The 19,321-nt window shown below is 67.2% G+C and carries 13 protein-coding genes and 1 pseudogene; 10 read left to right on the forward strand and 4 right to left on the reverse strand.

All coding sequences use genetic code 11. The features are described from left to right. Positions 1 to 71: 71 nt before the first annotated feature. The 4 genes and pseudogenes from ACH4TL_RS41220 to ACH4TL_RS41235 all read left to right on the forward strand — a co-directional run bounded on the left by ACH4TL_RS41220 (position 72) and on the right by ACH4TL_RS41235 (position 1,451). Positions 72 to 680, forward strand: coding sequence for a TetR/AcrR family transcriptional regulator (locus ACH4TL_RS41220; RefSeq protein ID WP_398328998.1), 609 nt, complete (start codon positions 72 to 74; stop codon positions 678 to 680). A 15-nt stretch (positions 681 to 695) separates the two neighbouring features. Next, a pseudogene (locus tag ACH4TL_RS41225) lies at positions 696 to 854 on the forward strand (tRNA (adenosine(37)-N6)-threonylcarbamoyltransferase complex transferase subunit TsaD); the annotation flags it as partial. Further along, complete coding sequence (locus ACH4TL_RS41230) at positions 853 to 1,053, forward strand: hypothetical protein (protein ID WP_398329195.1); 201 nt, start codon at positions 853 to 855, stop codon at positions 1,051 to 1,053. The pseudogene ACH4TL_RS41225 and the gene ACH4TL_RS41230, both read left to right, overlap by 2 nt. A 47-nt stretch (positions 1,054 to 1,100) precedes the next feature. Further along, the gene (locus ACH4TL_RS41235) at positions 1,101 to 1,451 is read left to right on the forward strand and encodes a tyrosine-type recombinase/integrase (protein ID WP_398329180.1); all 351 of its coding nucleotides are present in this window, start codon (positions 1,101 to 1,103) and stop codon (positions 1,449 to 1,451) included. A 294-nt stretch (positions 1,452 to 1,745) separates the two neighbouring features. On the opposite strand, the gene ACH4TL_RS41240 is transcribed toward ACH4TL_RS41235, so the two are convergent. Continuing rightward, positions 1,746 to 2,939, reverse strand: coding sequence for an MFS transporter (locus ACH4TL_RS41240; protein WP_398329001.1), 1,194 nt, complete (start codon positions 2,937 to 2,939; stop codon positions 1,746 to 1,748). Positions 2,940 to 3,027: 88 nt separating this feature from the next. Here ACH4TL_RS41240 and ACH4TL_RS41245 point away from each other — a divergent pair, with 88 nt between their 5' ends. Together ACH4TL_RS41245 and ACH4TL_RS41250 are read left to right on the forward strand one after the other, a co-directional pair. Beyond that, a complete protein-coding gene (locus tag ACH4TL_RS41245) occupies positions 3,028 to 3,609 on the forward strand; it encodes a TetR/AcrR family transcriptional regulator (RefSeq protein WP_398329004.1) in 582 nt (193 codons plus the stop codon). Positions 3,610 to 3,818: 209 nt separating this feature from the next. Further along, positions 3,819 to 5,294, forward strand: a complete 1,476-nt coding sequence (locus ACH4TL_RS41250; RefSeq protein ID WP_398329007.1) for a tyrosine-type recombinase/integrase — start codon at positions 3,819 to 3,821, stop codon at positions 5,292 to 5,294. A gap of 630 nt (positions 5,295 to 5,924) precedes the next feature. Here ACH4TL_RS41250 and ACH4TL_RS41255 read toward each other — a convergent pair. From ACH4TL_RS41255 to ACH4TL_RS41265, 3 genes are all read right to left on the reverse strand, one after another. Continuing rightward, positions 5,925 to 8,534: a hypothetical protein gene (locus tag ACH4TL_RS41255; protein WP_398329010.1), complete on the reverse strand. Its 2,610-nt coding sequence runs from the start codon at positions 8,532 to 8,534 to the stop codon at positions 5,925 to 5,927. Continuing rightward, a complete protein-coding gene (locus tag ACH4TL_RS41260) occupies positions 8,479 to 9,543 on the reverse strand; it encodes a P-loop NTPase fold protein (protein WP_398329013.1) in 1,065 nt (354 codons plus the stop codon). The genes ACH4TL_RS41255 and ACH4TL_RS41260 overlap by 56 nt, the downstream gene beginning before the upstream one ends. Positions 9,544 to 10,162: 619 nt before the next feature. Further along, complete coding sequence (locus ACH4TL_RS41265; RefSeq protein WP_398329016.1) at positions 10,163 to 10,447, reverse strand: hypothetical protein; 285 nt, start codon at positions 10,445 to 10,447, stop codon at positions 10,163 to 10,165. 442 nt (positions 10,448 to 10,889) lie between these two features. Here ACH4TL_RS41265 and ACH4TL_RS41270 point away from each other — a divergent pair, with 442 nt between their 5' ends. From ACH4TL_RS41270 to ACH4TL_RS41285, 4 genes are all read left to right on the forward strand, one after another. Continuing rightward, complete coding sequence (locus ACH4TL_RS41270) at positions 10,890 to 16,100, forward strand: DUF6531 domain-containing protein (protein WP_398329019.1); 5,211 nt, start codon at positions 10,890 to 10,892, stop codon at positions 16,098 to 16,100. Beyond that, positions 16,097 to 16,354 (forward strand): hypothetical protein, encoded by a 258-nt coding sequence (locus tag ACH4TL_RS41275; RefSeq protein WP_398329022.1) that lies wholly within the window; start codon positions 16,097 to 16,099, stop codon positions 16,352 to 16,354. The genes ACH4TL_RS41270 and ACH4TL_RS41275 overlap by 4 nt, the downstream gene beginning before the upstream one ends. Positions 16,355 to 16,587: 233 nt before the next feature. Further along, entirely contained in the window at positions 16,588 to 16,932 is a 345-nt protein-coding gene (locus ACH4TL_RS41280) for a hypothetical protein (protein ID WP_398329025.1), read from the forward strand. 636 nt (positions 16,933 to 17,568) lie between these two features. Further along, positions 17,569 to 18,723, forward strand: a complete 1,155-nt coding sequence (locus ACH4TL_RS41285) for a tyrosine-type recombinase/integrase (protein WP_398329027.1) — start codon at positions 17,569 to 17,571, stop codon at positions 18,721 to 18,723. The last annotated feature ends 598 nt before the right edge of the window (positions 18,724 to 19,321 follow it).

Genomic DNA, 19,321 nt, shown 5'->3' on the forward strand with positions numbered 1-19,321 from the left:
GCCCCCCGAGAGACAAGTTAACCGACACTCGTCGGTAATCCAACATGTGTCGGTTAGGTAAGGTGGAGCCCATGGTCACGACGAGACAGGGCACCCCGTCCGGCGACCGCCGCGTGCGCCGCACTCACGCGGCCCTGCAGGGAGCGCTGATCCAACTCGTCGAGGAACGGGACCTGGGGCAGATCAGCGTCGCGGACGTGGCCGAACAGGCCGGGGTGAACCGCACGACCTTCTACGACCACTACCGGGACGTGCACGAACTGGCCGAGGCGGCCTGCACCTCGACGATCGACAACCTCATCGAGTCCCTCCCCGTCCTCGACCCCACCGAGGCGGACCCGGACGCAGACCCCGCCCGGCCCCTGATCGCCTTCTTCGAAACCCTCGGCGACCACGCCGGCCTCTACCGCAGCCTGCTGGGACCCCAGGGCAGCGCCCGCGTCATCGACCACATCCGCAGCCGCATCGCCGCCACCGTCCACGTCGCCGTACGCCTGAAGACCGGCGCCCCGCCGGACAGCGTCTCGTCGACCGACATCCCGCACGACGTGCCCGCCGCGTTCACCGCCGGAGCGCTCCTCGGCGTGGCCACCGACTGGCTCGAGCGCGGCTGCCCCCGGACCCCTGCCGAGATGGCCGCCGTGACCTGGCCACTCCTTGTCTCCGGCCCATCCTTCTGAGCGCGTGCCGCATCCCTCGCCGGTCACGTCGCCGCCGACCCCCTGGAGCACGACCCGCTGCCCGACCCCTGCATGACACTGATCGTCTCCGGCGGGCACACCTCGCTCCTGCCAGTCCGCGATCTCGCCCGCGATCCGATCGGCCACCTCGGCGCCCCCGACGATGCCGCCGGTGATCCGCTTCCTGCACCACTGCCACGCCAACGATCCGGATTTCGCCGACCTGATCGAGTTCCTCTTCGGCACCGGCCTCCGCGAGGGCGAAGCCCTCGGCCTGCACCGGGACCACGTCCACCTCGACGCACACACCGTCTACGTCCGCTGGACCCTCTCGGCGATCGACAACAACAAGCTCGCACTGACCCGCTCGTAGACCCGAAGAGCAGCGACTGGGTCGCCCTGTCACCCCGCGTCCACGCCATCCTCACCCGCCGCAAAACTCACTACTACACGCCCAACGACCCGGGAGGCGGATCCGTCTTCCACCGCGAAGACGGACGCCCACTGCACCCGGAGTACGTCCTCAACCACTTCCACTACCTCGCCCGCCAAGCAGGCGTTCCGCGCACCAGCGTCCACGACCTCCGCCACCTCGCCGCAACGCTGGCACTGACCCACGGCGTCGAGCTGACCATCGTGTCGAAAACCCTGCGCCACTCCACGATCTCCACCACAGCCAACATCCGAGCTACGGCCCACCGGCCCGTGGGCGGCGTAGTCAGGGCGCGCGGTTTCCGGAGTGGGGGCGGGCTCTGGCAGCGGGCGCGATAACGACGGCCGAGGCGACGCGAGAACCGCCAGCATCGCCGAGCGCAGCCCGTAATGAGCTCAGCCAGAGTCGGCGAGGGGCGCATGCAGCGGCCGGTGGCACTACCGGCCGTCGTTCCCCAGTGTCGGCGACGGCTGTTCTCGCTTCTTGCACCGCAGGACGAGTACCAGCGGGCCAGGGCCACCGAACAGCACCTCTGAGATGACCCGCGCCCGGATCGCACGCCCCGTGCAGCCGGTGCCCCGGCTGCACGGGGCGCCGCCCCTCGCGTGGTGCCGTCCGTTCGCCGACGCCGTTCACGGAGTGCGTGCGGGGTGGGCCGTACGGGCGGCGGGGGTGGCGAGGGATGCGGCCACCACGAGTATCAGGACCAGGAACAGGGCGTTGCGGAGTCCGAATTGCTCGCCGAGATGGCCGAGTGAGGGCGGACCCACGAGGAAGGCGACGTAGCCGAGGGTGGCGGCGAGGGAGACCCTTGCGGCGGAGTTGTCGCCGGAGTCGCCGGCCGCGGACAGCGCGACGGGGAAGCCCAGGGACGCGCCGATGCCCCACAGGACGGCGGCTGTCGCCGCGACGGCCTGGTTGTCGACCAGGATCACGAGGGCGATGCCGACGGCGCCGACGACCGCGCTGGCACACAGGGCGGCCGCGCGTCCGTAGCGGTCGACGAACCGGCCGCCCGCGAAGCGGCCGATGGTCATCGAGGCGGCGAAAACCGCGTACACGCCCGATCCGAGCGCGGGGTCGAAGCCATGGCCGTCGACCATGACCAGCGGCAGCCAGTCGTTCGCCGTTCCCTCGGCCATGGCGAGGGCGAGGATGATGCCGCCGATGAGCAGCAGCCTCGGTTCCCGCCACACTGCGGGGCGGGCGGAAGTCTGTGCGTGCGTGGCGCCGTCGTTGCCGTTGCCGGTTCGTCGGCCCACCCCGGCGGGAACGTACCGGATCATCGGCACCAGTAAGGCCAGGACCACGGCGGTGACGATGGCGAGATGCCACAGGACGGGGAACGAGATGGCGGTCAGGGTCATGCCGCCGACCGCGCCGACCACCGTCCCGAGACTGTAGAAGCCGTGCATCGCGGGGAGGGTGGACCGGCCGAGCAGCCGTTCCACCTCAGCCCCTTCGATGTTGAGGGCCACCTCGCCGCCGCCCATGCCGAGGCCGATGAGTCCGAGCCCGAGGGCCGCGACCGCGTCCGCGCCCGCCGCGGCCCCCAGGCCGATGACGGCGGATCCCGCGGCGGTCGCGAGCGTTCCGGCCGCGATGACGGGCCGGGCACCCCAGCGGGCCACCAGCGGTCCCGAGCACAGGATGCCCACCATGGACCCGACCGAGAGCCCGAACAGGACCAGGCCCATGCGTCCGGTGGAGGCTCCGAGCAGGTCGCGCACGTCGGGGGTGCGCGTCACCCAGGACGCCATGGCCAGGCCGGGCAGGAAGAACAGGGCGAACGTGGCGGTCCGACGTCGGCCGAGGCTGACAGTCACGGGGCATGCCTCCAGTGGATGACCGAACACAGAAGTCTGTACGATCGTACACACTTGGGTGGAGTCGCGTTGTGACACATTGGGGGCCGTGAGCGGCACACGGCGCGAGATCCCGAACGACCCCGGGCGCAGGGACCGGATTCTCGATGCCGCACTCGATGTCATCGCCGAGGGCGGTGTGCACAAGACGACCCATCGCAAGATCGCTTCACGGGCCGGCGTCCCCCTGGGCTCGCTGACGTACTACTTCGACGGCATGGACGAGCTGCTGGCGCTGGCGTTCGCCCGCCTCTCCGACACAATGTCCCAGCTCTATCGCCGCACCGTGCACGGCGCCGGGTCGGTCGCCGAGGCCGAGGCAGCCGTGGTCGAGCTGATCTGCGGGCCGGCCTACGCCACCGACCGCGACATGACGCTCATCTTCGAGATGTACGCCTACGCCAACCACAACACCGCGGTGGCCGCGACCACCCGCTCCTGGCTGGCGCGCAGCCGGGAGAGCCTCGCCCTGCACTTCACTCCCGGAGTGGCCCGGGCCCTCGACGCCCTGATCGAGGGCTGGCCCATGCACAGCCGCTTCGACACCGCCCCCCTCAACCGGCAGCTCGTGGCCGGAGTCGTGCACGCCGTCGTCGACGCCGCACCGCACCTCCCTGACGAACAGCTCTGACCTCTTCTCCCTCCCCGCCACATGGGCTGATACTGGCCGCTTGGCACATTATTTCCCTTACTGTCGACACGCATCTGCCACCGCACTTGTCGCTCCACCAAGGGATCGCCGCAGGTCAGGAGGACTACAGATGCCGTTGTGGTCGCATGTGGTCGCAGGATTTCCCAGGCCGTGCGCGACAATGGTCGTAGCGGTTCAATGTGCAACTTTTGGAAGCGATCACCATGCGCTCCGCCACGGCTCGCGGGCGCGTCTACCGCCGGTGCGGCTGCCGGGACCAGCGGGACAAGCAGCTTGGCTCTCGCTGCCCACGGCTTCCCGAGGAGTCTGGTCACGGCACCTGGACCTTTGCCGTCGATCTTCCCTCTCCCGCTCATCACCGTCGTACCGTTCGCCGCGGCGGCTTCCTCACGCAGAACGATGCCTCGGATGCCCTGCTGCGGCTGGTCGCCAGCGACGGGGATGGGTTCTTCGCCGATCCGAACCAAACGGTCGGCGACTACCTGACGGCCTGGCTCCAGGCCAAGGCCATGACTTTGAAGCCGACCACGATGGCCCGCTACCGCGCCTACGTCCGGGCCGACCTCGCCCCCGCTCTCGGACACATCAAGCTCGACGACCTCGGCTACGCACACATCGCCGCCTTCGTGCGGAACCAGTTCGCCCACGGCCGCGGGCCGGTCACCGTTCACCGGATCCTGGCCACCCTCTCCAGCGCGCTCGGCGAAGCCGTCAGACACCACCGCCTCGACCGCAATCCCGCCCGGCCCACGATCATCCCCCGCCCCGCAGCGGCCGAACGCCACATCTGGACCGTCCAGGAAGCCCTCGCCTTCCTCCAGTACAGCCATACGGCCGACCCGCTCATGGCCGACCTGGCCGAGCTGCTGATCGGCACCGGCATCCGCAAGGGAGAAGCCCTCGGACTGCGCTGGGAGGACATCCACCTCGACGAGCGCGTCCTCTATATACACCGCACGCTCTCCGCGATCGACAACAACCAGCTCGCACTGACCACACCCGAGACCCGCGGCAGCAAGAACTGGGTCGCCATCTCCGACCGCGTCGCCACCGTCCTCCGCCACCGCGCCCGGGACAAGTGCGCCTCGACGGCGCAGGGACTCCGGGGCGACTTCGTCTTCCACCGCCCCGACGGCAGGCCGCTCCACCCGCAATACGCACTCAACCGCTTCCACCTACTGTGCCGAGAAGCCCGCGTCCCGCGCACAACACTTCACGACCTCCGCCACCTCGCGGCCACCATCGCGATCAACGCCGGCGTCCCACTGACCGTGGTCTCGAAAACCCTGCGCCACTCGACACTGTCCACCACCGCGAACATCTACAGCCACCTCACCGCGCAAGCAGCACGCGAAGCAGTCGACGCCATCGACAAAACCCTCACCCAGGCCGCCCGGCCGACCACTCCCCCACGCCCCATACCGGCCCCGCGACCACCCTGCGACCACATCCCGAAACGACACAACCAGGTGACCATCATCAGGCGGCCCACAGAAGCCACGAGTTACAGCAGCCCGGCCCCGAAACGCTCGGGCGCATGCGACCACCTTGCGACCACAAGCCGACAAAACGCCAGAAAGGCCGCTTCCTCACTTCGAGGAAACGGCCTCCGACCTGCGAAAACGCTGGTCGGGACGACAGGATTTGAACCTGCGACCCCTTGAGCCCCAGCAAGTGCGAACACCGAATTCCCCCGAATTGCAGCGCTTTTCGCACGCGAAGTACGTACGGTAACGCCTAAGTTGTGCGGGGTCGCGCACACCGTGTGGTCCCCAAATGGTCCCCACGATAATGCCTCCATAAGCCAGCTTCGCTTCCACTTCCATCATGCACCTCTTGGCAACATCCGACAAGAACCCACCAGAAGAAGGAGGAAATGCCAACGAGACGCCAGCAGCGGGAATATCCGTGAACCGTCCGGGAGCGCATCTGCCCGCCGCGCGGCCGCCACGCACTCACCGTCACCGGGCCGGGGCCAGGCACGATCCGAAGCCCAGAAGCGAACGCCCCCGACACAAGCAGACGTGTCGATCTTGTGCGGACACGATCCTGAGCGGGACGCTCAACGAGTGCCCGCTGGCGGCCCGAAGTGCAGCGGTGAATATCGCACTCCCTAACCCTCTTGGCCAGCCCCCGAGAGCATCGCCGGCGACGGCCACCGTCCGCTTTAGCCTGACGCCCATCACCCCAACCCCAGCGCATTGCCCCCGGTGGCAAACGGTGCCCCGGGGGAGGGCAAAACCTCGCCCGATCTGTACGACATGGCCTTGGGCGCGACAGGCTCCGTCGGCACCTCAGTCGTCGTTGCTGCGGCTGATGCGTGCGCGCAGTCCCAGCAGGCCGGTGCGCTCCTCGGAGTAGCCGACAGCCTTCAGCGCCTTGATGCCGCGGTCTTCGAAGTTCCTCCACTTCTTGACGGCAGCTTCGACGGTCTCACGCACGGTGGTCCGCATGCCTCGGGGTACGGATTCCATCAGCTGTGGCAGATAGAGGACGGCGAGTTCGGCGGCTCCCTGATTGGCCTCGAGCATGGGGAGGAGGATTGCCTGGATCAGGTCGCGGCGGGCGGCTATATGCGTGACGCCCGCGGCCTTCCACAGGTCGAGAACCGCGCGGCGGTCGGGATTCTTGGATGTTCGGGCATACCTGTCGATCAACAGTTCCGCCACGAGCGCATTTGGTAGCGACGGCCATCCGGCCAGGATCAGCGTCTGGTCCGGCAGACGTGTACTGGGGCCTCCCAGCAGATCCTTCCAGAAGCCGGCCTGGTCCTGCGAGGACAGAGTGGCTAGCCGCGAGGCCACTGCCTGCAACAGCACCACGTCGGTCTGCAACGGCGACTGTTGCCGCAGACCTTCCGAGACGGCCGCGAGCAGCTCCGATACCGATGGTTCTTCCAGTGCGATCCACGCGGCCAGCGTTTCGCCGACACGGTTGCGGTGGCTGCGAGCGTAGTCGGCCATGGTCGCTGCCGACGGCAATGCCTGAAGACCTCCTCTGTCGATGCCGCCCGCCAGCAGCAGATGGTGCGCGTGGACCCGTAGTCGGATGTGCTCGGGTTCCGGGAGCCAGGCGCAGCCATCGAGGGTGCCCACCAGAGCATGCGCCTCCTGCGTACTCAGCGGTGCCGACCCGGGAGATCCCAGCCCGCGCAGGCAGTCCGTCATGACCGACTCGACGTAGGCCAAAATCGCGCTGTCGTGCGTAATGGCGAGGTCGTCCCCATCGGCGAGCAACTCGCTGAGCACCGCCACTTGATGGGGGACAAAGTCCGTGCGCTTCAATAGACCGCTGTTCTCCAGCGGCTGGAGCACACCGAGCAGCCGCAGTTGCTCGGCGGCTTCCTCATCGCTGGAAGGGCAGGACAGCGATGGCAGGACAGCAGGTGTGATGTGCGGATGCCGCCCTGGGGGCTGGTGGTCGAAGATCCGCATGAAGCTGTCCGCAACGCGCCCAACCGCATCGGGTTCCAGGGCCTTTTCAGGCTTGCTCACACTCGCCCAAAAGTCCTCCAGGAGGGTGTGAAAGTGCACGGTCATGTCGTCGATGGATGACCGCGGGTCCAGCAGCCCCAGCCACGTCGGCCACAAGTAGGACGAACGTCGCCGGGCGCTGGTCAGCACCGCCTGTGCCAGGGCAGTCTCCCGCACTGTGGGAATCGCGGTCGCGTGCTGCTCCACGATGTCCCGACCAAGGTTGCTGTCTGTTGCCAACAGCATTCCCACAACGGCATGGGTTGCTCCCGGGCTCCCCTCGCACCAGTGCCCCAGAAGCTCATCCAATCTGCGCAGCGCATCGGCAGGAGATCTCGGCTCCGGCAAAGGTTCCGACGCGACGACTCCCGGCTGAGCTTGCGCTTTCGTCCATTCTTCGTGCTCCTCGATCACCGCTCGGAGCGCTTTCGCGACATGAGGGCCGACCCGCGGCATGAGGATCTCAGCATCCGGGGCCGAGAGCTTGGCAAGCATGTCCGCCATATCCTCCTCGTCGCCCAGCAGATGACGGGACACCAGCTCTTGTACGAGGTCTGAGCCCGCCGCCATGGCCGGCTCGACATGGCGCACCACCATGGCGGCCGCCGAAGCGCTCTCACTGACTGAAGGGTGCCTGAGGAGAATCGTGCGCATCTCAAGAGCTGCCGGACGGTCACTCGCTAGTGCCAGCCGCCAGGATCCGGCCAGTACATCGTCCGGCAGTTGGTGGGAGGAGCTCGTCAGAATCGGTGTGAGAGTCTCGACCGCTGTGTCCGCCGTGCCGGCCAGAGAGATGTCTGGGTCCCCGCAGACAGCCAGGACGGCGTAGGCGACGTTTTCCTCTTCCACACCGATCGCGTCCCGTGTCTGCTGTGTCAGCAGAGCCAGCGCAGCTGAGCGTTCTTCGGCGGGCAGGCTCTCGACGGAAGACAGTACGGCGTCCAGCTCGCCGTTCTGTGCCTGTTGCTCCAGGGTCTCGGCCACAACGGCTGGCAGCCCGAAGACGCTGCCGCTGGTCTCCATGAAGATCAGGTCACGGCTCGGGCCTGACACTTTCCTTGTCCGTTTGAGGTAGGACACGAGTTGCTGACCGTGATGCCTTTGATCGTCGGACGCCTTCACCTCATCGTCCTCGTCATCAAGGTCCTCAGGCTCGCTGAGATGGTGGTCGACGGGAGCGTCGAGGTTCGCATACCTGCGCGCGGCCTCCCTGACTTTTTCTTGAACATGGAGGGCCAGATGGGCGTTGGGATCTGCGTCTAGCGCCAGTACGCATTCGCACAGGCGGTGGTCCAGCAGCAGATCCCTGGCGAACAGGGGGAACTCCACCCGCAGGCAGACCAGTTTCGCGATCTCCTCGGCACGCGTTGACGGATCAGTCTCCAGCAGCCCGTCGGCGGCCCGTCGCTGAGCCAGCCGGTACGTCAGCACGAACGTGTTCAGTAGCGACTTGACCCGGCGGGGACTGCGCACATGGGAGGGTACGAGGACACTCACCACCAGGTTGATGTTTATCGCTGCCCAGACGCCGCTCCGCCCGCGCACCAGATCGGCAGCGAAGCTGGTCACCTTCGGCACCAATAGCGGTGGGAGGCTGATTTGGTACTGGAATACCTTGTCGAGCCTCTTCCAGAACCTGCTGGTCGGCGGCGACGACGAAGACGCAACCGCCAGCTCCCAAGAACGTGCGCAGGGCGTCCAACGTTGCCACGACGTCGGGGGGATTACACCGGTCCAGCTCATCCACGAACACGACGAGCCGCTCTTCGCGAGAACGTGCAATCAGGTCGCAGAAGAGCTTCTCGAACTGCTCGTCACTGTCTGCGGCTTCCGTTTTGTGCTCGCGCGTGAGGGTGCGCGAGACGAGGAGCATCAAGGACGTCAGCAGGGCTGCCGGCGCGATGCCCGCCTTCAGTGCTCCGGCCGCCATGTTCGCGAACGTGGGCCGGAAAGCCCCTCCGTGCAACCAAGCGAAAAGCGCCATGGCGGCCCCGAAGAAGGCGACCACAGCTCCGAACGTCAGGCCGAACATCTTCAACAGGCGCCACACGTCGCTCTTCTCGAACTGAAGCTTCACGGCGACCCGGCCACCGTACAGCCCGTCGTGGAACTTCGGGTCCTTGTCCCCCAGGGCCGTGGCAACCGCAACGATGAAGTTCCTGCGCAGCGGGTTCTCCGCATACTTGAAGGCATCAAAGCGCACGAACCGCACACCCCGCCGCTGCTCGAGCAGCTCCTTCAGCAGATTGGCTACGCCCGACTTGCCGGAGCCCCAGGGACCCCACACAGCGATGTTGGTCGGTGTGGGGACTGAAAGCACCACGTCGCGAAGCTGGTCGGCGATGTGCCTGTGAGCCAGCCGGTCGTCCTGGGCGTTGTCGACCTCGCGGTCCCTGATCAGGTCGTCCGGATCCAGTCGGCTGCTGTCCCATTGCATCATTGCCGCCCCGCTTTCGAGCTTCCTGCGACCATGTCTCCCTGAAATACACAGTCAGTACTGCTACTTCAGGTGTAAACAAGATAAACGGCACCACCGACAACGAGAGGTGCCATCGTTCACGGTGGTCTGGTCGATGCCTGGCGAAGACATCTCGGTGGTCAGTCCGCCCCTCGGGGGAGGCGGTGCAGAATGTGGTGTGCCAGGACGGGTGCCAGACCAAGGGCGTCTGCGCCTGCCGACTGCTGGCCTGACGAGGAACGTGGGCTCACGGGGCCCGCCTCCCGCCACCCACACGCTTCAGCTCGACGCCGCTGCCAGCGCGCACGACCTGCTGCGCGTCCAATCGGGAAGTCCGAATTCTCTCTCGTGGGAGACCATCGCACTAGGCCGAGCTTCACCTGGGGGCCACAGCATAGATCTTCTCGAACCCTCGAAACCGGGATCAGAAACAGCTTGCCCTCCGGAGGGTGATCGGGATCCGGGAACATGCCGACCAGCCACTGCAACCGCTGCACCCCTCGGCTCGAACGCCCGCAGATCAGCGGAGGACTGACGCGGAGCGCTCCGGGTAGCCCTTCTCACTGGCCTTGAGATCACCATCGCCGTTCGCGACGGCCGATTAGCCATCAGCCCGTTCGAGCCCGACCAGGTCAACCCCAACAGTCGAGATCACGGCCCCGATCGGCGACATCGACTTCCCGTGCCAGTGGACGCTCACGCTCTCCCCGATCCGCCCACCGCGGGTGTACGCGAGGACGAAGATCAGACAGATCAAGTTCCTCCTCGCCTGCGGCGGCAGTCTGCACGCCGCCGGCCCCTCCGCGTTCGCCGAAAAGGCGATTCCCGGCGACGGTCTGAGCCTCCTGTCCGACCGGCTCTGCCGCGGCGTCACCCTGGAGTCCATGACGAAGTACACCTTCCCGCCGAAGTACCCCCGCGAGCCGCTCCAGGAAGCGGCACATGACGTCACCCTCGAAGGTCTCGGTGAAGACCATGAAGTGCATCCGGCTCTTCGCGCTGCTCTCGGACATCGCGCTGACGGAGAAGCGCTTGTCTGTGTGGCGGACGGCCGGAGTACACCCCCTGGCGCCCCAGGCGCGGTCGGTGACCTGGTCAGCGGGTACCCACCTGGTCGGCGAAGAGTACCTCGCCGTCCTCGGCCTCCGCGTGCGCGCGGACCGCCAGCCAAGTCTCCTCCAAGGTCATCTCTCTGACCCTGCCGAGTGCGAAGATCGAGGCACCATGTGCTGCGTGCCCAATGCGGCCCCTTGTGCGTAACAACCGCTCGACTTAGCGTGACGGATCAATGGCACTGTTGGAGGGGGTTGCAGGGCGTGGCGTTCTGGATGGCTGCTGCGTCGGTATGGGCTGTGCTGCAGCTGTTGTTGCTGTCCTGGCCGGTGCGGACGGTGCGGTGGCCGACGGTGTTCCTCGCCTTCGGGGTGGGCGCGTACGGCTGCGGTGTGCTCTCGATGCTGCTTGAACTTCTGGTGGCCCGTCAGTTGGCGACCGCGAGGGAGAAGTCACTGGCGGCCGTCATGGATGTGGTGTCGTGGACGACGGCTCCGGTGGTGGAGGAGCTGATCAAGGTCACACCGCTCCTGGTCGCCGGGTGGGCGCTGCGCGGGCGGATGCAGTGGGGTCTGGCGGACTTCGTGGTGCTGGGCGGCGCTGCCGGGGCGGGCTTCGGTCTGCTGGAAAAGCTTCTGATGTATGCCGAGTCCGGGAGTAAGGCCGTTCCCTTCACTGAGGGGGGCTGGCAGATCGCAGAGGGACTGGTCGACCCTCCGTACGTTCCCGGCCCCGGACAGATCGTCGGCAGTTGGTTTCCCTCACCGACCGGCGCCGTCGAAGTCGGGGGGCCGGTACTCCCCTATGAGGTGCACATCTTCGCCAGCGCGCTCGGCGGGCTGGCGGTGGGCCTGCTGTGGTGTGGTTCCCGCGCGCTGACCCGGTTCGCGGCGCTGGTGCCGATGGCCGGGGCAGTGGCGATCCACTGGGTGACCAATTACGCCGCGGCCTTCCCGGGCGACCACACCGTGATGGAGTGGCGGGAGAAGCTGGCCGGGGACTGGGGCCTATGGATCATCCTGGGTTGCCTTGCCGCTGCGTGGATTTGGGATATGCGCCGGTCCCGCCTAGGCCGACGGCGCGAGCCTGATGTCGCGCTAGCTGCCGAACTCCAGGGCCGGACCGCCCCGGAAGCCCTCTTCAGGTACGCCCTGCTGCGTCTTCCAGTCACCTGGATCATCGCCCTGGGCTACGCCCGGCAGCGCAGAGCGCTGCTGTACGCCGCAGCCCACCCCCGGGCCCGTGCGGAGAAGCTGGAGCCGCTGCGCGAGTCGGTCGCCCGGCAGACCCGACAAATGGATGCGACCCATAGCCAGGAGGTATGGCGTGGTGTGACCTTCCGGCAGCTGTGGCGCCGGGCTCGGGAGCAGCGTCCCCGCCTTCCGGGGCACGAGAAGGTGCTCCTGGTACTCAGCCTGCTGTTGGCCATCCCCTCCCTGGTGTATCTGGCGGTGGGCTCCTTCCCGTCCACGAAGGATCTGCAGGAGTACTTCGCCGAGGGCACCGGGCTGCACGTCCTGGTCGGCGTGGGTCTGGCCGGGCTGGCCCTGACGCTGTGGCGCCTGATCTCCGCCGTACACGGCTACCGGACGGCGAACGCGTCTCCCCTGGGTGAGACGATCGCCCTGGTCCAGTTCCGCATCGCGGTCTGCGCGGGCAGCCTCGTCGTCGGCGCCCTGCTGCTGTCCCGCTGGTCGGCGATCGCCGACGGCGATGCGCCCCTCTCCGGCTACCGCATCCTCGGCACCGACCACTTTTTCCTGGAAAAGCTCCTCGAGGTCGGCCTTCCCCTCCTCCTCACCCTCGCCATGTTCGCCATGCCGTACGCGCTGCCGCTCGAACTCGCCATGGGCGGAGGGCTGGCAGAGACACTGCTGATGGGCCTTGCCCCGCGCGCCCTGGCCCCGATCGCCTCCCGCGTCGGGGCCAGACTGGCGGCGCGCGAGACGATGCAGTGGGCGCGCGGCGCCCTCCGGGGCGGTGGCCGGGGCGTGTTCTCCCGTGCATGGGACCGGATCCGGCACGGCCGTACGGACCCGGTGGACCTAGCGACCGGGCGGATGTTCCTGCCCCAGACGGATGTGGAGCTGGCGGGGGTGCTGCCGCTGGTGTTCTCCCGCCGGGTGGACTCCGGATACCGCGCCGGGCGGTGGTTCGGCCCGACCTGGGCCTCGACCGCCGACCAGCGGCTGGAGGCCGACGAGCAGGGCGTGGTCTTCTTCACCGAGGACGGTCTGCTGCTGGCCTACCCGCATCCGGTGCCGGGCGGCACCGCGGTTCTGCCCGCGGAGGGGCCGCGGTGGCCGCTGGCACGGACGACGGACGGCGGCACGTATACCGTCACCGACCCCGAGGCCGGGCTCATCCGCACCTTCACCCCGTACCACGACGGCGCGGCGGCACTCCTGCGGGAGATCGCCGACCGCAACGGCAACCGCATCACCTTCGCCTACGACGGCGCTTCCGGGGCGCCGGTCGAGATCCTGCACAGCGGAGGTTACCGTCTGCGGCTGACGTCGGAGAACGGGCGGATCACTGGCCTGTACGCCGGGGACGTGCGGGTGATGGGCTACGGCTACACCGACGGCCACCTCACCGAGACCACGGGCTCTTCGGGGCTGCCGCTGCGTTTCGTCTACGACCGGGCCGGGCGGATCACCTCCTGGACCGACACGAACAACCGCTGGTACTCCTACGCCTACGACGAGCGCGACCGGGTCACCGCCCAGCGCGGCGAAGGCGGCCACTTCACCCTCCGCATCGACTACGACGAGACCGACCCGGACTTCCCCGGCCTGAAGATCACCACCCTGACCTCCCCGGACGGTGCGGTCACCCGCTATCTGGTCGACGAGGCACACCAGGTCGTCGGTGAGATCGACGCGGCAGGCGCGATCAGCCGCACCGCGTATGACCAGGTCGGCCGTACAGTCGCCGAGACCGACCCGCTGGGCCGCACCACGGGCTTCCGCTACGACGAACACGGGCACCTGACCGCCGTGATCCGGCCGGACGGCAGCGAGATCAGCGCGGTACTCGACACCCAAGGCAACCCGGTGCAGATCACCGACCCGGGCGGCGCGGTGTGGCGCCAGACCTTCGACGCGGCAGGCAACCGCACCTCGCTCACCGACCCACTGGACGCCACCACCCACTACCTCTACGACGCGCGCGGCGGCCTGCTCGCCGTCACCGACCCGCTGGGCGCGACGACCCGGCTGCGCTGCGACGGGGCCGGACTCCCGGTCGAGATCACCGACCCCCTGGGGGCCACCACCCGCTACCAGCGGGACACGCTCGGCCGCACCGTGGCCGAGACCGACCCACTGGGCGCGATCACCCGCTACGAGTGGAGCCCCGAAGGCAGACTCCTGCGCCGCACCGGCCCGGACGGGGCGGCGGAGTCCTGGACGTACGACGGCGAGGGCAACTGCCTCACCCACACCGACCCCGTCGGCGGCACGACCGCGTACGAGTACACCCACTTCGACCTCCTGGCCGCCCGCACCGGCCCGGACGGCGTCCGCCACGAGTTCGAGCACGACGCGGCCCTGCGGCTGACCAAGGTCACCAACCCGCAGGGCCTGACGTGGAATTACACCTACGATGGTTCAGGCCATCTGATAGCCGAGACGGACTTCGACGACCGTAGGGTGTCCTACGAGCACGACGCGGTCGGCCAACTCATCTCGCGCACCGACGCGATGGGCCGACGCACCGACTACACCTACGACGCGCTGGGCCGCCTGGTGGCCCAGGATGCCGCCGGGCAGGTCTCGACCTTCCGCTGGGCCCCGGCCGGAGAATTGCTCGAAGCCGTCGGCCCGGACACCGAGCTGAACCGGGCCTACGACCCCCTCGGCCGCATGCTGTCCGAGACCGTGGACGGCCGCACCCTGCACTTGGCCTACGACGCGGCAGGGCAGCTCGCCTCCCGCCGTACCCCAGCGGGGGCGGAGACCACCTACGCCTATGACGCTGGGGGCAACCGCACGACGCTGGCCACCGGAGGCAGGGAGCTGGCCGTCACCCATGACGCGTCAGGCCGTGAAACCCAACGGAGTTGGGCCGGGGGACTGTCCCTGACTCAAGCATGGGACCCGTCGGGCCGCCTCATCGGCCAGTCCTGCACCGCAGGCCCGCAGAGCCTGCTGCGACACACCTACACCTGGCGCCACGACAGCTACCTCACCGGTCTCGAGGACACCACGACCGGGCACAGGCGCTTCACCCTGGACCCGGCCGGTCGCGTCACCCAGGTACAGGCCGCCACCTGGCAGGAGTCCTACGCCTACGACTCGGCGGGCAACCAGACCCACGCCACCTGGCCCCAGCAACACCCCGGCGCGGACGCGACGGGCGAACGCGCCTACACCGGAACTCGAATACGGACCGCGGGCACCACCCGCTACGAATACGACGCCGCAGGCCACACCACGCTGCGCCAGAAGACCCGCCTGTCGAGGAAACCCGACACCTGGCGCTACACCTGGGACGCCGAGGACCGCCTCACCCAGGTGGTCACCCCCGACGGCACCACCTGGCGCTACGGTTACGACCCCCTCGGCCGGCGCACCGCCAAACAACGGCTGGCCTCCGACGGCACCGTCGCCGAGGAAACCCACTTCACCTGGCACGGCGCCACCCTCATCGAACAGAGCACGACCTCGACCGACTGGACCGGTCGGCAGAACCTCACGTGGGACCACGACGAGACCGGGCTGATCCCCCTCGCCCAGACCACTCGCTACGCCCCGACCGTCGACACGCCCCAGGACGAGATCGACGCCCGCTTCTACGCGATCATCACCGACCTGGTCGGCACCCCCACCCACCTCGTCGACGACACCGGCCACACCGCCTGGCAGTCCCGCACCACCCTCTGGGGCACCACCACCTGGAACACCGACGCCACCGCCTACATCCCGCTCCGCTTCCCCGGCCAGTACCACGACCTGGAAACCGGGCACCACTACAACCTCCACCGCCACTACGACCCCGAAACCGCCCGCTACCTCACCCCCGACCCCCTCGGCTTGGCACCCTCGCCCAACCCCACCACCTACGTCCACAACCCCCACATCTGGGCAGATCCAGACGGCCTCGCGCCCAAAAAGCCTTCCTACATGGTTCCGGAGCCCTTGCCTTCGGCTCCTCGGGGCGAGTTGGTTCGCTATGACCGCGTCTTCTCCCACCGGCAGGAAATCAACCTCCACGTCCCAAGGCTGATCACTCCTGGTGGCCGAACACTCTCAGCACACGCTGCCGAGCGCGTCGCCGGAAGCGGGCCTGGCCGTCCACCTACGACACTGGACGTGGTGGACCACATTCTGAACAAGGGGACAAAGATCAAGTTCGATCCGTACAGGGATACCATTCAGGTGAGAGCCCCCTCGCTCCCAGGAAAGCCATTCGTAGCCGTCAGCGCGAGCAACCCTCAATATGTCGTCACAGTGATGATCCCAAAGCAGGTAACTTTGCCGTGAACCCACGGGAATCTCTACTCAAGCTGATCGACGAGTTTCTATCCGGCCAGGACAGATCGATGCAGATCGTGAGTCAGATCGAAGCGGTCATCATCGACTACTTCCTTGACTCGGACGTCTATGAGATCCTCAGCGAACCCGTCTCCCTGTACCGCCCAGGGGAAGGGCTCCCGTATACGGACGAAGAAGAGATGGCGGAGTCTCTGGAGGAAGCCCGGAGAGCATTGGTGGATGGCACTGACGGAAGCGAATAAAACACACACCCAGAACTTCACACATAATGCTCCGGCTGGTCGAGGCAGCCCGCCAGACCTGCCTATCACCGGACGCGGTGGCACACACCACCGTCGCGACGGCTCCGGCATGTCCGTGCAATTCTACAAAACGGCGGACAGATGCATGAAAACGCAGGCTGGTGATGATTGAGCAGGCAGCCAGGCTCATTGAGCCGTGCGGCGATTGCGGTCGGTCCTGCGAAGGGTGGGCGGTGCAACTGGTGAAGGAGGGCAGGCTCCGCTGGGAACTTGAGTGGGCCTGCGATGACTGTGGCGTTTCACACGACGGTGATTGGGGCGCCGCTCCGGACGAAGTACGGCGGCTCATCCTGGCCGAGCACGGGTATCGACGCCTCCGAGTCGAGGGACCGATTACCTCTGGAGGAAAGGTCCTCAGAGCGTTCCGGAATACCTTCGGGGTATCCATCGGCGAGGCGAAGCAATCGGCCATGGAGTTTGCCGAGGAAGAAGGGTATCGGGGAACTCTTGTGGAAGTTTCCCTGCTTGCTGAACTTCTCAGGGCGTCCGGCATCGCCACAACGATTGACCATGCCTGACGCCCACCGACCGCAAGCGGCACCTCGTCTTGGGGTTTGTGTAGGTGCGGAGCCGGTGCGGCGGTCGGATTTGCCGTCTGCCGAGGGCAAGCCCCGCCGGGCGCTAATTCGCAGGCGCCAAGTTCGTGCCTACCCCTGTAGGTGCCGGGAGGCATGTCACCCGGGCTGACCTGCTGGTTCGGATCTGCCAGACGACGGGACCACGGCAAGGGATCCCCGCAAGCCAGGAGGACCCTCGGGGGAATACGGCCGCAAGGTGGTCGCGTGATCTACGAGCGGAGACCGACTATCGAGGTAGTAGTTCAATGTGCAATCGCTGGAAGCGATCTCCATGCGTACGGCTGCTCGTACGCCCCGGCACGGTGCTGCGCTGGCCCCCAGAGGCCGCCATGCCGACCTATCGCGGGCCAAGCAACGGGTCCATCGAACGTCGCTCCACCGAGCGAGAAGATCAGGAGCATGAATGACGCAATAGATACTTATCCGCTCTTTCCCGACGACTATAGAGTCCTCCTGCCGACGACTTCTCCTCACGACGCACTCCGCACAACGCGCGACGCCGAACCCCCTCCCGACCCAGGCCGCTCCCCTGCCCCTGCGACGGCGGAGCAGGCGCAAAGGTGGACCTCTCTGCTGGTGGACGCGACCCGCAACGGCGTCGATCCCGCTCTGGTCACCCACTGGCTGGCCCTACTCGCCGACGCCACCGGCACCACCCTGCGCCCAGCCCTCGCCTCCACTCGCCTGGTCGATTATGGCAATCACAACATGGCTGTCATCCTGCGTGGCCTGGAGACCACCACCCACGCCCCCTACCTCGCCGGCTGGCGACTGCGCATCGCACCCGACCTCGGCCACATCCCCCTCAACATGATCACCACCGGCGCCATTGACCGGACCGTCCACAGCTGGATCGCCGACGGCTGCAGCCGATCCACCGTCAAGAACACCCTCGCCATGCTCACCCGCACCCTTGCTCAAGCCGTCCGGGACGCCATCCTCGACCACAACCCCGCCCACATCACCAACTGGCAACGCGAATACCAGACCACCGAGGACGAACTCGACGACCCCCGCGCCCTCGCCCTGCCCGACTGGGCCACCCTGACCGAGCTCTCCGCCCCCCTCGTCGACGCCTCCCACGACCACTACCCCGGCTGGGGCGATGTCGTGATCTACAACGCCTGCACCGCAGCCCGCATCGGCGAAGTCTCCGCCACCCGCACCAGCGACATCGACACCCACCAGTGGATCTGGACCATCCGCCGCCAGACCACCCCCGCCCCCGGCGGACTCACCGCCAAACACACCAAAGGCAGGCGCGCTCGCCAGGTCCCCATCATTCCCCCACTACGCCCCCTGGTTACCAGGCACCTCCGAGCAGCCCGAGGCGATCCACACGCCCGGCTCTTCACCGGACCACGCGGCGGCCGCATTACCACCGCCGTCCTGCGCGACGCCACCCACTGGAACGACGTCGTCGCCCAGCTCGGCTACGAACACCTACGCCGCCACGACCTCCGCCACACCGGACTGACCTGGATGGCCGACGCCGGAATCCCCCTCCACGTCCTCCAACACATCGCCGGACACCGCCAGATCACCACCACCCAGCGCTACCTCCACCCCGACATCCGCCACCTCACCCGCGCCAGCACCACACTCACCCACCACCTGACCACAAATCACCACGCTCCCGACCGCCCTCCCTACTGTGCAACCTCCACAACGAAACACCGCCGAGAAAGCACACAACTCCGCACCGAGAACCCCCTGGATCGCCTGCCGTAACCCACTTGACCGGCCCCAAACGCACTTGACCGTTCACCGATGGGGCCAGCACCATTCAGTCATAGATTCCGCCGAACAAGCGGGGAAATACCTTCGAAAGCATGGAGTATTGCCGCCATGTCCACAGGATTGAAGAGAGAGCGGCATGATCGACGCCACACTGGGGACCAGAAAGAGCCCCACAAACACAATCAGGGCCGGTCTCCGCTTCCGCGGAAACCGACCCTGACCTGCGTAAACACCGTCGGGACGACAGGATTTGAACCTGCGACCCCTTGACCCCCAGTCGCGCGGCAATTCTCCCTCTATGCTCTACTTTAAGACTCTCGCGGATCTGCCGCGCCGTCAAGGTCTGTACGACGCCGTAGGCGGAAGCGGTCAAGTGGCACATGGAGCAACTTCGACGCGGTGCATCGCGAGCCACCGAACAACGCAACTATGCAGGTTTCGAAACCTATGAGACCGCTACCAGCCCCTCAAGAACACCCGGCACCTGACCAGGGCGGATGTAATATTCGGCACCCACAGGGTGCGCGCAGCACGGATGAGGCTTTTGGCACGTACAGGGTTCCCGGTGGCCAGGAGGGTGCGAGACCGT

The organism is Streptomyces sp. NPDC021115, assembly GCF_044333065.1.
Lineage (GTDB): Bacteria > Actinomycetota > Actinomycetes > Streptomycetales > Streptomycetaceae > Streptomyces.